Origin of the sequence: Collinsella sp. HCP3S3_E11 (genome assembly GCF_052067375.1) — a bacterium.
GTDB lineage: Bacteria > Actinomycetota > Coriobacteriia > Coriobacteriales > Coriobacteriaceae > Collinsella.
This window is the reverse complement of record NZ_JBQHQI010000002.1, coordinates 164,018-177,199: the sequence shown is the minus strand read 5'-3', so window position 1 is coordinate 177,199 and position 13,182 is coordinate 164,018. Positions and strand designations below refer to the sequence as shown.

12 protein-coding genes are annotated in these 13,182 nt (G+C 59.4%); 9 read left to right on the top strand and 3 right to left on the bottom strand.

Going from position 1 to position 13,182, the window contains the following annotated elements; all coding sequences use genetic code 11:
• Positions 1-15 precede the first annotated feature (15 nt).
• From pyrH to ACTM86_RS02905, 8 genes are read left to right on the top strand one after another with little or no spacing between them, the layout of a single operon-like run.
• On the top strand, positions 16-738 hold the full coding sequence (gene pyrH, locus ACTM86_RS02940; protein ID WP_154516255.1) for a UMP kinase: 723 nt from the start codon (positions 16-18) through the stop codon (positions 736-738).
• Positions 739-740: 2 nt separating this feature from the next.
• Entirely contained in the window at positions 741-1,277 is a 537-nt protein-coding gene (gene frr, locus ACTM86_RS02935; RefSeq protein ID WP_006236112.1) for a ribosome recycling factor, read from the top strand.
• Between the two features lies 1 nt (position 1,278).
• Entirely contained in the window at positions 1,279-2,073 is a 795-nt protein-coding gene (locus ACTM86_RS02930) for an isoprenyl transferase (protein WP_427795667.1), read from the top strand.
• 2 nt (positions 2,074-2,075) lie between these two features.
• Complete coding sequence (locus tag ACTM86_RS02925; protein WP_441015509.1) at positions 2,076-2,975, top strand: phosphatidate cytidylyltransferase; 900 nt, start codon at positions 2,076-2,078, stop codon at positions 2,973-2,975.
• Positions 2,975-4,162 (top strand): 1-deoxy-D-xylulose-5-phosphate reductoisomerase, encoded by a 1,188-nt coding sequence (gene dxr / locus ACTM86_RS02920; RefSeq protein WP_441015507.1) that lies wholly within the window; start codon positions 2,975-2,977, stop codon positions 4,160-4,162. Before ACTM86_RS02925 ends, dxr begins: the two co-directional genes overlap by 1 nt.
• A 25-nt stretch (positions 4,163-4,187) precedes the next feature.
• The gene (locus ACTM86_RS02915) at positions 4,188-5,549 is read left to right on the top strand and encodes a M50 family metallopeptidase (RefSeq protein ID WP_441015505.1); all 1,362 of its coding nucleotides are present in this window, start codon (positions 4,188-4,190) and stop codon (positions 5,547-5,549) included.
• A 13-nt stretch (positions 5,550-5,562) separates the two neighbouring features.
• Entirely contained in the window at positions 5,563-6,645 is a 1,083-nt protein-coding gene (ispG, locus tag ACTM86_RS02910; protein ID WP_441015503.1) for a flavodoxin-dependent (E)-4-hydroxy-3-methylbut-2-enyl-diphosphate synthase, read from the top strand.
• Between the two features lie 12 nt (positions 6,646-6,657).
• Positions 6,658-8,367: a proline--tRNA ligase gene (locus tag ACTM86_RS02905; RefSeq protein ID WP_441015537.1), complete on the top strand. Its 1,710-nt coding sequence runs from the start codon at positions 6,658-6,660 to the stop codon at positions 8,365-8,367.
• Between the two features lie 173 nt (positions 8,368-8,540).
• On the opposite strand, the gene ACTM86_RS02900 is transcribed toward ACTM86_RS02905, so the two are convergent.
• The gene (locus ACTM86_RS02900) at positions 8,541-9,305 is read right to left on the bottom strand and encodes a phosphotransferase (protein ID WP_441015501.1); all 765 of its coding nucleotides are present in this window, start codon (positions 9,303-9,305) and stop codon (positions 8,541-8,543) included.
• A gap of 87 nt (positions 9,306-9,392) precedes the next feature.
• Entirely contained in the window at positions 9,393-12,041 is a 2,649-nt protein-coding gene (gene adhE, locus ACTM86_RS02895; RefSeq protein WP_427795671.1) for a bifunctional acetaldehyde-CoA/alcohol dehydrogenase, read from the bottom strand.
• Between the two features lie 232 nt (positions 12,042-12,273).
• On the opposite strand from adhE, the gene ACTM86_RS02890 reads away from it, so the two are divergent.
• Positions 12,274-12,717: a hypothetical protein gene (locus tag ACTM86_RS02890; RefSeq protein WP_441015500.1), complete on the top strand. Its 444-nt coding sequence runs from the start codon at positions 12,274-12,276 to the stop codon at positions 12,715-12,717.
• Between the two features lie 196 nt (positions 12,718-12,913).
• Here ACTM86_RS02890 and rpmB read toward each other — a convergent pair whose 3' ends face one another.
• Positions 12,914-13,102, bottom strand: coding sequence for a 50S ribosomal protein L28 (gene rpmB, locus ACTM86_RS02885; RefSeq protein WP_022094725.1), 189 nt, complete (start codon positions 13,100-13,102; stop codon positions 12,914-12,916).
• Between the last annotated feature and the right edge of the window lie 80 nt (positions 13,103-13,182).

Genomic DNA, 13,182 nt, shown 5'->3' with positions numbered 1-13,182 from the left:
TAAAGGAGGATCGCTTTGTCCGACATCCGATATAAACGCGTGCTTCTGAAGCTTTCCGGCGAAGCACTGATGGGCGATGGCCACTATGGCATCGACCCCAAGATTACCGACCATCTTGCCAAGCAGGTCAAGGAGCTGCTCGCCGTTGGCCATGAGGTCGGCATCGTTGTCGGCGGCGGCAATATTTTCCGCGGCATGGCTGGAGCTGCCGGCGGTATGGAGCGTGCTCAGGCCGATTACATGGGCATGCTTGCAACCGTTATGAACGCGCTCGCCCTGCAGGATGCCTTCGAGCATAACGATGTTCCCTGCCGCGTTATGAGTGCCATCCAGATGAACGAGATTTGCGAGCCCTATATTCGTCGTCGCGCCATCAATCACCTGTCCAAGGGCAATGTCGTTATCTTCGCGGCCGGCTCGGGCAATCCGTACTTTACGACTGACACCGCCGCGGCCCTTCGCGCCTGCGAGATCGGTGCGGAGATTCTGATTAAGGCCACCAAGGTCGACGGTATCTACGACAAGGATCCCGTCAAGTGCGCCGATGCCGTCCGCTTTGACAAGATCACCTATCACGAGGTGCTCGTCCGCGGCCTGCAGGTTATGGATTCCACGGCTACGGCCCTGTGCCAGGATAACCGTATGCCCATTTTGGTCCTCAACATCGATGGCGAGGACAACGTCAAGCGCGCGCTTTCGGGTGAGCCCGTCGGCACGCTCGTCTATCAGGAGGATTAAGCATGGCAGAGAACATCACCGCCCACATGGACAAGTCGCTCGAGTCCCTCAAGCATAACTTCTCCAAGGTCCGTACCGGCCGAGCCAACGCTAACATTCTGTCCGACATCACCGTCGATTATTACGGTGTTCCCACGCCGGTCACGCAGGTTGCCGCCGTAAAGACCCCCGAGGCCCACATGCTGCTCATCGAGCCGTGGGATAAGGCGCTTATCAACGCCATCGTCAAGGCCATCGGCGCTTCCGATCTGGGTATTACCCCCAACTCCGATGGCACCGTTGTTCGTCTTCCGTTCCCGGCTCCCACCGAGGAGCGCCGTCGCGAGCTCGTCAAGGAGTGCCGCGAGTACGCCGAGCAGGCCAAGGTGTCTATCCGTAACATCCGTCGCGACTTTAACAACAAGCTCGAGCGCGATGAGGAGCTCACCGAGGACGACGTCCGCCGTGAGCAGGCCAAGGTGCAGAAGCATACCGACGAGTATGTCGCCAAGGTCGAGGAGCTTCTGAAGGAAAAAGAAGCCGAGGTCATGGAGATCTAAGGTGCAATACGACGAGAACAAACTGGTCGAGTACTTTGCCGACGCCCCTGCGGGCGTCGGTTTTTCCGACCTTGACCTCAATAACATTCCGCGTCATATCTCGTGCATCATGGACGGTAACGGTCGCTGGGCTACGGCGCGAGGTCTTGCCCGTACCGAGGGTCACAAGGCGGGTATCGTCTCCCTTCGTGAGATCATTACCGCCTGCGTGCGTCTGGGTGTCGACGTGCTTTCCGCCTATGCGTTTTCAACCGAAAACTGGAACCGCCCGCAGCATGAGGTTAACGTCTTGATGCATCTGTTTGCCAAGACGTTTATCGATGAGCTGCCGCTTCTGAAGCGCGAAAACGTCCGTGTTATCTTTTTGGGTGATATTTCCGCGCTGCCCAAGAAGACCCGCGACGTTTTTGAATGCGGTCTTGCCGAGTGTGCTGATCACACCGGTATGACGCTGGCGCTTGCCGTCAACTACGGCGCTCGTGCCGAGATTACCCGTGCCGCCCGTCAGCTTGCGCTCGATGCCGCCGCCGGCAAGATCGACCCTGCTGCTATCGACGATGATATGGTTGCTTCGCACCTGTACACCGCCGGTCTTCCCGATCCCGAGCTGGTCATTCGCACCTCTGGTGAGCTTCGCCTTTCGAACTATCTGCTGTGGCAGGTGGCTTATTCCGAGTTCTATGTCACCGATACCTATTGGCCTGACTTTGATCGTTGGGGCCTTGTTGACGCCATTTTGGCCTATCAGGGCCGTGACCGTAGGTTTGGTGGACTGAGCAAGACCGAGGAGGCTTAATCGTGTCCGATCGTCCCAAGGCATCTGCTCCCAAGACGCCTGCGCGCAAAGCTGCCACTGCGGGAGCGCCTGCAGCGAAGAGCGGCACCGGTTCGTGGCTTGCGGGCTTTATTACCCGTGCCGCCGCCGGTATCGTCTACGCCGTCGTCTTTATCCTGTGCCTGGTTTTGGGTATCGTGCCCACCGCCATTTTTGTCTCTGTCATGAGCGGGCTTTGCTGCTTTGAGTTTTTCCGTATGACGAGGCTCGATGGCAAGGTCGCCAACGAGCATCTGGGCATTATTGCCGCCGTGCTCTTTCCGTTATCGGCGCTTGGCGATTCGCTTTTGCTGAACGCCCTGCTTTTTGCACTGATGCTCGCGGTGGGCATTTGGTATGTTTGGTCGCCGCGTACCCGCATCTCTGATGTGGCCGTGACGCTCATGGGTCCCATCTACACAGGCTTTATGCTGTCGGCTATTGTGCTGCTGCGCGATGCCGTGCCCGGTTTTGCCGGCGCCCTGCTTTCAGTGGGTGTTTGCGCGTCCCTTTGGGTCTCCGATTCGTTTGCCTACATCGTGGGCAGCCGTATCGGCAAACACAAGATGGTTCCCAAGATCTCTCCCAAAAAGAGCTGGGAGGGGTTTGTCGGCGGCATTCTGGGCTCGGTTCTCATCTGGCTCATTTTGTGGGTGACGCATTTCTATAAGCTGAGCTTGCCCTATGCGCTGCTTTGCGGCGTGGTTGTGTCCATCCTGGGCGTTATCGGCGACCTTATCGAGTCGCGCATCAAGCGCGGTGTGGGCGTCAAGGATTCCGGTAACCTTATCCCGGGCCACGGCGGCATGCTCGATCGTAGCGACTCGCTTATCTTCGGCTGCATCACCGCGCAGCTGATGCTGATGATCGGAGGCGTGCTGTAATGTCCTTCCAGACGACCTATGGTTCCGATGGACGTCTCCGTGTTGCCATCCTGGGCTGTACGGGCTCTATCGGCACTCAGGCGCTCGATGTTTGCCGTCAGCATGCCGATCGTCTGCAGGTGACGGCGCTTTCCGTTAATTCCAGTACCACTGAGCTCGTTGCGTTTGCCCGTGAGTTTTCGGTTCCGGCTGTTGCCATCGCAGATACCGCTCACGGGTCTGATGCCGTGCTGCAGGAGCTGCCTCAGGGCACGAACGTCGGCGTTGGTGCCCAGGCGGTCTGTGATCTCGCGTGCCGTGATGATGTCGATTGCGTGCTCGTTGCCATTGTTGGCGCCGCCGGTCTCAAGGCGAGCCATGCGGCCTTGACCTCGAATAAGCGCCTTGCCCTTGCCAATAAGGAGTCGCTCGTTGTTGGCGGTGACCTGCTGATGCCGTTGGCTCAGCCCGGTCAGCTTATCCCGGTCGACTCCGAGCACTCTGCAATTTACCAATGCTATCTGGGTGAGAATCCGCGCGAGGCCCATTGTATTTGGCTTACCTGTTCGGGCGGTCCGTTCTTTGGCCGTTCGCGCGAGGAACTCGACCGTGTGACGCGCGCCGATGCCCTGGCGCACCCTACGTGGGCTATGGGTGCCAAGATCACGATTGACTCCGCTACCCTCATGAACAAGGGCCTGGAGCGTATCGAGGCGATGCACCTGTTCGGTTGCGACCTCGACTTTATCAACGTGGTCGTTCAGCGCCAGTCAAAGATTCATTCGATGGTCGAGTTTGCCGACGGCTCCGTGATGGCGCATCTCGGGGCATCTGACATGCGCATTCCCATCCAGTTTGCCTTCTCGTATCCCGAGCGCTGGGATACTCCGGCTCCGCGCATCGATTTCCGCGAGTTGGGTCAGCTTACCTTTGCTGCGGCCGACATGGATACGTTCCGCTGCCTGGCGCTGGCCGAGCGTGCGGGCAAGACGGGCGGCACCATGCCGTGCGTGCTCAATGCCGCCAACGAGGTCGCCGTCGATGCCTTCCTGCATGATGGCTGCAGTTTTACCGATATCGATCGCATTGTGGAATCCTGTATGGATGCGCATGATGCGCAGACGGTCGATTCGTTTGAACAGCTTCGCGGTATCGATGCGTGGGCGCGTGAAAAGGCCGCGCAAGTGCTCGCCGCAACCCGTTTTTAACCCATAAGGATTGCTTTTTCGTTTTATGGAAACTGTTCTGAGCGTTCTCTCATCGGTCTTTTGGGGCCTGCTGATGCTTTCCGTCCTCGTGTTTTTGCACGAGGGCGGCCACTTTTTGGCGGCGCGTGCCTGCGGCGTCCGGGTGACTGAGTTCTTTTTGGGCCTGCCGTGTCGCTTTGATATTCACCATACGTCTCGTCGGATCGGCACCAAGTTTGGCGTGACCCCGCTGTTGCTGGGTGGGTATGCTGCCATCTGTGGCATGGATCCGACCGATGTCTCGTATGCCGATCGCGTGCTTGCCGCCATCTATCGCCACGGCCGTGTGACGGTGGTCGATCTTGCCGTCGAGCTTGAGCTGTCCGAGGAGGATGTGCTCGAGGCCTGCGCTTTGCTGCTGGGTTGGGGCTCCATAGCTCCTTGGTATGAAGAAGGGGAAAAGCCTTCGCCTGGTTACTATCCCACCAAGTACCAGACCCTGCCGCGTGATGCGGCGGGTTATACCACCTTTGACGGCCGTCGGTTCGATCGCGAGCACGCGACTGCCGAGGGCGATGTATGGGAACTGCCGTGCGGCGAGGCCGAATTCCTTGCACGCGAGCGCTCGCACACCTATTTGGGTCAGGGCTTTGTCAAGCGTGCCTTTATGTTGCTTGCGGGCATTATCGTCAATATCCTGACGGGCTTTTTGCTCCTTATGAGCATCTATTCCATTGCGGGTGTCACGGTGCCGGTGGACACCAATGTGATCGGCCAGGTTGATGAAGGCTCGATTGCCTCCGCGGCGGGAATCGAGGATGGCGACGCGATTCTTTCGGTCGACGGAGTATCGTGCTCTACCTGGATGGACGTTTACGATGCCATTGGCAAGGCTGCCGGTAAGGACGATATAGCCATTGAGTACGAGCGTGACGGCAAGAAGCATTCGACCACGGTTGCGCTCAAAGAGGACGAACGCCTAGGTGTGTATGTCTCTACGCAGGTGGTCCGTTTAGACCCCATCACGTCGGCTCGCCTGTCGTTCTCCTATGTCGTGCAGACAGCGAAGGGCGTGATGCGCCTGCTCCAGCCTCAGCATACGATGGAGATTCTCGATCAGTCCTCTTCGATCGTGGGTATTAGCGTTATGTCCTCGCAAGCTGCTGCTGCCGGCCCTGCCACGTTCCTTTCGTTTGCCGCCCTCATTTCGTTCTCGCTTGGCTTTATGAACCTGCTGCCCATCCCGCCACTCGATGGCGGCAAGTTGGTCATCGAGATCATTCAAAAGATTGCGGGCCGCGAGCTTCCGCTCAAGGTCCAGACGATTGTGAGCTATGTGGGCATCGCGCTCTTTGCGCTGCTGTTTGTCTATATGCTTCGTTCCGACATCCTTCGATTTATTCTGTAGGGGAGTGTTTGGATTGTCTTTATCCCATCCTTTGCCTCGCGAGTTGACGCGCCCCGTGCATGTGGGCGGCGTGCAGATCGGTGGAGGCGCGCCGGTGGCGGTCCAATCTATGACCTGCACCGATACCGCTGATGCCCAGGCAACGCTTGCGCAAGTGTGTGCGTTGGCGCAGGCTGGCTGCGATATCGTGCGCGTGAGCGTGCCCACCGAGGCCGCGCTTGAGGGTTTCCGCGCCATCTGTGCCGAGTCTCCGGTGCCGATCGTTGCCGATATCCACTTTAACCATAAGCTCGCCATTGGTGCCGTTGAGGCCGGTGCTGCCAAGCTGCGCATCAATCCCGGCAATATCGGCGATTGGGCCAAGGTTGACGCGGTGATCGATGCTGCGGGTGCCACGGGCTGTGCGATTCGTATCGGCGTCAATGCTGGTTCGCTTGAGCAGGATATCGCTGAGCGCGACGACCTCACGCAGCCCGAGAAGCTCGTGATGTCGAGCGAACGTTTTGTCAAGCATTTTGAAGACCGCGGCTTTACGAACATTGTGCTTTCGGCCAAGGCCCATAGCGTGCAAACGACGCTCGACGCCTATCGTGCCCTGTCGCGTGAGATTCCCCACGTTCCGCTCCACCTGGGCGTAACCGAGGCGGGTACCAAGCTGCAGGGCACCATCAAGAGCTCGGTGGGCCTTGGAATCCTGCTGTCCGAGGGAATCGGTGACACCATGCGCGTTTCGCTCACGGCCGATCCGGTTGAGGAGCCGCCGGTCGCCTGGGGAATTTTGCAGTCGCTGGGCCTGCGTCGCCGCGGCCCCGAGATTGTCTCGTGCCCCACGTGTGCCCGCTGTCAGGTTAACCTGATCGCAATCGCCGAGGAAGTAACCGAGCGGCTTAAGAACTATGCCGCGCCGCTTTCGATTGCCGTCATGGGATGTGCCGTCAATGGCCCCGGTGAGGCCTCTGATGCCGACCTGGGCGTTGCCTGCGGACGTGGTCAGGGCCTGCTCTTTTCGCACGGCCAGATCATTGGTAAAGTAGCGGAGGACCAAATTGTCGACGCGCTTATGGCCGAGGTCGACAAGCTTATTGAGGAGAAATAAATGACCCGAGCAATGTATATGTCTAAGCTGTATGCTCCGACGCTCAAAGAGGATCCGGCCGACGCTGAGCTTGCGAGCCATCGCCTGCTGCTCCGTGCCGGTATGATCCGCAAGGAGGCCGCCGGTCTCTATTCCTATCTGCCGCTCGCGTGGCGCTCGATTCGCAAGATTGAGAACATCGTGCGCGACGAGATGGACGCCGCCGGCGCCCAGGAGCTCATGATGCCCATCATGGTCGATGCCGAGCTGTGGCGTGAGTCCGGCCGTATCGATGCCTATGGCAAGGAACTCGTGCGCTTTGATGACCGCCACGGCCGCGAGTTCGTGCTCGGCCCTACGCACGAGGAGACCGTGACTGCCCTGGTGCGCAACGAGCTGCGTTCATACAAGCAACTGCCGGTGAATCTCTATCACATCCAGGACAAGTTCCGCGACGAGTTCCGTCCCCGCTTTGGCCTGATGCGCGGTCGCGAGTTCATCATGAAAGACGCCTACAGCTTTTCTGCCACGCAGGAGAGCCTGCAGGAGGAGTACGACAAGATGAAGCAGGCCTACGCCAATATCTGCGAGCGCTGCTACATTAAGGCCCTGCCCGTCGTCGCCGATTCCGGCGAGATCGGTGGCGACACCTCCGTCGAGTTCATGGCGCTGGCAGAGGCCGGCGAGGCTTCGCTGGTCTACTGCGACGATTGTGGCTTTGCTGCCGATGACGAGGCGGCAAGCACCAAGGTCGTTGTGACCGAGGGCCCCGGCGACGGCACACTCACCAAGGTCGAGACTCCGGGTATGGGCACCATCGAGGCCGTCGCCAAGTTCTTCGGCTTCCCCGAGAACGGTACGCGCAAGTCGCTGGCTCTCATCGACGCCGAGGGCAAGCCGGTTGTGGCCATCGTTCCGGGCGATCATGAGCTCAACGACTGCAAGGCCGAGCATGTCTTTGGCAAGGGCTATCGCATGATGACTGACGAGGAGCTCCAGACCTACGGTCTGCATAAGGGCTTTATCGGACCGGTTAACCTGCCCGAGGGCATTCGTCTGGTCTGCGACGAGAGCCTGCGCGAGTCCAAGCAGTGGGCCTGCGGTGCCAACGAAGTCGACTATCACTTTACCGGTGCCTGCCCCGAGCGCGACTTTACCGTCGACGAGTGGGCCGACCTGGTTACCGTCGTTGCCGGCGACCCTTGCCCGCACTGCGGCAAGCCGCTCTCCGCTGCTCGCGGCATCGAGGTTTCCCAGGTCTTCCAGCTGGGCACCAAGTACTCCGAGGCCATGGGTGCCACCTTTATGGACGAGGACGGCAAGGAGAAGCCGCTTATCATGGGTTGCTACGGCGTGGGCGTGTCCCGCTCGCTCGCTGCCGTCGTGGAGCAGCACAACGACGAGCACGGTATCGTTTGGCCGGTCTCCGTTGCCCCGTACGAGGTTGCGGTGATTCCGCTCGACCCCAAGAAGGAGGAGTGCGCTTCTGTTTGCGATCAAATCGTCGAGGGTCTGTGCGCCGAGGGTATCGAGGTTGTCGTAGACGACCGTGACGAGCGTCCCGGCTTTAAGTTTGCCGACAACGACCTTATGGGCTTCCCTTATCAGGTGGTGCTCGGCAAGCGCGGCCTTAAGAACGGCACCGTCGAGCTCAAGGATCGTGCTACGGGCGAGCGCGAGGATGTGGCGATCGATGAGGTTGTCGCCAAGGTCGCTGAGCTTGTGAAAGCAGCACGCCGTTAATCGAGCCCGCTGCGTTTAGTGCACTTGTTAAGCGGCCCTGCGTCTCTCGAGGTAGAGATGCAGGGCCGCTTTTGCGTCTAAGGGACATTTGTTGCTAAAAGGAAAACCCCGCAGCCCATGCGAGCTGCGGGGTTTTCCTTTGTGCCTCCGATGCGAAATAAATCGCTCAGATATTACTGATAATCGACGACGTCGATCCAGTTCTTAAGGAACTCATCGTTCACGTTGCGCTTACGAGCGAGCTCGGAAGCGGCGACGATGCTCGTCCACTGACGCACGACCTGCATGGGCATGTCGGCGCGATCGCAGTAGAGCTCCAGGTAGGCCTCGGCCTGGTCCTTGCTGTTGAGGGCAAAGAGCAGGTAGGTGGTGGCAACGTCGGCAGCAGGGGAGCCCTGGGTGGCGTGTGCCCAGTCACAGACGTACAGCTGGCCGTCGTCGCCAACGATGACGTTGGAGGGGTTGAAGTCGCCGTGGCAGACCTTGAACTCCTTGGTCATGCCGTCCAGACGCTCCTGAAGGTTGTAGCGCGTGGTGGCATTGAGCTGATCGAGGCTGTCGATCATGCGGACGAACTTGTCGCGCTGACGGTTGAGTAGCGGGGAGGTGTAGCCGTGGATCTCGATCTGGAGGTCGACGAACATCTCGAGGTACTCACCAAAGCGCTGGGGCTCGGCAGTCATCTTCTCGGCAAGGGTGGTGCCCGGAACCTTCTCGGTCACGAGCGCCCAGCCGTTGGCGTTCTCGAGCTGAGAAACCTCGAGAGCCTTGGGGCTGCGGATGCCGCACTCATTGATGCGGGCAAGATTCAAAGCCTCGTTGAACACGTCGGAGACGGGCTTGGTCTCGTTAAAGACCTTGACGATCTTGTCGCCCAGGTCGTAAACGACTTTGTTGCCGCGACGGACGAGCTCGGTCTTGGATTCGGGGAGCAGCATGATTGCATCCTTTCAACGATGCGATAGAAGCAGCGGCGGGGGCGTGCGTGCGCCCGTTCACCCCCGCCGAAATAACCGTGCTAAAAACTAGCAGACGGCGTAGTCCTGGGGCTCGCGGCCATAGTAGGCGTCCAGGTAGAGCTCCTTGATCTCGCTCATGAGCGGGTAGCGCGGGTTAGCGCCGGTGCACTGGTCGTTGAATGCCTGCTCGGTCATCTCGTCGAGGGTGTCGAGGAAGTACTGCTCGTCAACACCGTAGTCGGCGATGGTCTTCTTGACACCGATGAAGTCCTTGAGCTCCTCGAGCTTCGTGATGAAGTTCTCGAAGACCTCCTTGTCGTCCTTGCCCTCGATGCCGCAGTACTTGGCCATCTCGGCGTAGTTGTGCAGCGCGTTGGGGTAAGGATACTGGGAGAACGTGCCCATCTTGACGGGGGCCTCGGCGGCGTTGTAGCGCATGACGCGAGTCAGGATGATGGCGTTGGCGATGCCGTGGGGCAGGTGATGGAAGGCACCGAGCTTGTGGGCCATGGAGTGGTTGAGGCCCAGGAAGGCGTTGGCGAAGGCCATACCGGCCATGCAGGAGGCGTTGTGCATCTCCTCGCGGGCATGCGGGTCCTTGGCGCCGTTTTCGAAGCTGGAGGGCAGGTTCTCGAAGACGAGCTTGGCAGCGCGCTCGGAGAGGCCCTTGGTGTAGTCGGAGGCCATGATGGAGACATAGGACTCGATGGCGTGGGTCATGACGTCGATGCCGGAGGCGGCGGTCAGGCCGCGCGGGGCGGTCATGCAGTTGTCGGCGTCAACGATAGCCATGTTGGGGAGCAGCGCGTAGTCGGCGAGCGGCCACTTGATGCCGGTCTCCTTGTCGGTGATGATGGCGAACGGCGTGCACTCGGAACCGGTGCCCGAAGAGGTCGGGACGGCGACGAAGTAGGCCTTCTTGCCCATCTCGGGGAAGGTGAAGATACGCTTGCGGATGTCCATGAAGTCCATGGCCATGTCCTCAAACTTGCACTCGGGGTGCTCGTACATCATCCACATGATCTTGCCGGCGTCCATAGCGGAGCCACCGCCGACGGCGATGATGACGTCCGGCTCAAAGAGAGCCATCTGCTTGGCGCCGCGACGTGCGCACTGCAGCGACGGATCGGGCTCGACGTCGTAGAAGCAGTCGTGGGCGATGCCCATCTCGTCGAGCTTGGCCTCGATGGCGCGGGTGTTGCCATTCTTGAAGAGGAACTGGTCGGTGACGATAAAGGCGCGCTTCTTGCCCATGACGCTGCCCAGCTCGTCGAGGGCGACGGGCGTGGAACCCTTCTTGAAGTAGACCTTCTCGGGAGCGCGGAACCACAGCATGTTCTCACGGCGCTCGGCCACAGTCTTAACGTTGATCAAGTGCTTCACCCCAACGTTCTCGGAGACGGAGTTGCCGCCCCAGGAGCCGCAGCCCAGGGTCAGAGACGGCTTCATGCCAAAGTTGTACAGGTCACCGATGCCGCCGTGCGAGGACGGGGTGTTGATGACGATACGGCAGGCCTTCATGACATGCTCGAACAGGCTGATCTTATCGGCCTGGGCGGGATGCACGTACAGAGAGGCGGTGTGGCCCGGGCCACCGGCGAGTACCAGGTGCTCGGCCTTGTCGACGGCCTCCTGGAAGTCCTTGGCGTGATACATGGCCAGGACAGGGGAGAGCTTCTCGTGGGAGAACTCCTCCTTGGCGGGGTCGGTGGAGGTGACCTCGGCGATCAGGATCTTGGTCTTGGCGGGAACCTCGATACCGGCGAGCTCGGCGATCTTGGCGGCAGCCATGCCGGGGATGCGGTGATCGAGAGCGCCGTTCTTGAACATGGCGCCGCGCAGGGCCTCCATCTCGGCACCCTGCTTGACGAAGTAGCAGCCGCGCTTCTGGAACTCGGCCTTAACCTGGTCATAGATGGTGTCGATGACGGTCACGGACTGCTCGGAGGCGCAGATCATGCCGTTGTCGAAGGTCTTGGAGTGGATGATGGAGTTGACGGCGAGCAGCACGTCGGCGGTGTCGTCGATGACGACCGGGGTGTTACCGGCGCCAACGCCCAGGGCGGGCTTGCCCGAGGAGTAGGCGGCCTTAACCATGCCCGGGCCACCGGTGGCGAGGATGATGTCGACATCGCGCATGACCATGTTGGTCAGCTCGATGGAGGGGACATCGACCCAGCCGATGATGCCCTCGGGGGCGCCGGCCTTGACGGCGGCGTCAAGCACGAGCTTGGCGGCGGCGATGGTGCACTTGGCGGCAGCCGGGTGAGGGGAGATGATGATGGCGTTGCGGGTCTTCAGGCTGATCAGCGTCTTGAAGATCGCGGTGGAGGTGGGGTTGGTCGTCGGGATGACGGCGCCCACGATGCCGATGGGCTCAGCGATCTTGGTGATGCCGTAGGCCTCGTCGCGCTCAATGACACCACAGGTCTTGGTGTTCTTGTAAGCGTTGTAGATGTACTCTGCGGCGTAGTGGTTCTTGATGACCTTGTCCTCAAGAACGCCGCGACCGGTCTCCTCGATCGCCATCTTCGCCAGCGGGATACGAGCCTTGTTGGCGGCCATGGCGGCCTCGTAGAAGATCTTGTCGACCTGCTCCTGCGTGTACGTAGCAAAAAGCGCCTGGGCCTCTCGCATCTGAGCGAGCTTAGCCTCAAGCGCCTCTACGTTGTCCACAATTGCGGGAGTAGTGTTTTCCGGTGACTTTTTCACCATTTGTGTCTCCTTGCGATCGGAGATTTACCCTACGTGTTGCATGATAGCAAGAAATTATTCGGCGAACGGTAAGATTCCCGTAAAAGGCACACTAAAACGCTTCAACTAGTTGAATCGTTTTAATTAAAAATATCGCCTGGCATCGGCCCGCTCATTGGGGACAGACTTATATGAGTGCTTTCACTCATTTGGGACAGACATAGTTTTGCCATTTCGCTGTTCTGGACCTGTTATGGCGGTACAGTTGCTCGATTATATCCATCTCAATCCTGTGAAAGGTTCGCTCGACTCACTCGAGGCGTACCGTTGGTCAAGCTTCAAGGCCTATCAGCTGGGCTACGATCCCTTTGACATTTGTGATGCGGCCCCTATGCTCGATATTGTCGGAGGCTCCCGTTGCTATTGCGAGCATCTCAAGGAAGTTGCCGGGCGCATCTGGTCGGTGGAGGTTCTTCCACGCCGTCGGATCCCCGATGAGGAGGCCCTTTCCGTTGCGCGCGAAGTCCTGCCGAGCATAGATCCTACGCTGCTTAAGGCCCTGCCACGCCCCGAACGCGATGCCTGCCTGCTGAGGCTCCGGCAGGCACATCTCACGGTCAAGCAAATTGCCCGTATCACCGGTATCGGCGCTACAAGTGTGACCAAGGCCACTGCAGGCTGGAAGGAAGCTGCGTGAGGCAGGGACCGGAGCTAGTCGGGGCGCCGCAGACACGCATCATGTCTGTCCCCAATGAGTAAAAACACCCATGTAAGCCTGTCCCCAATGAGTGCAAAAAGGCGCCCTCCACAAGAGAGGACGCCTTTGGTAAGTTCTATGTGAACGCGAGGTCTTTGACCCGGAGAGTCCGAGGTACTTGTTGGTAAGACCTTATTTAGGAGCGCGCAACCTTGCCAGACTTAAGGCAGGTGGAGCAAACGTTCATCTTGCGACGGTGACCATCGACGACGACGTAGACACGCTGGATGTTGGGGCGGAACTTACGGTTGGTGACGCGGTGAGAGTGGCTGATGGAGCGACCGGCAACGGGGTGCTTACCGCAAACTTCGCAAACTTTGGACATAACTGACCCTCCTTGGGCGACAAACGAACATGTCGCGTTAACAAACAAGCCTGAACTATAGCACAGAAGCAGCTCCCTGT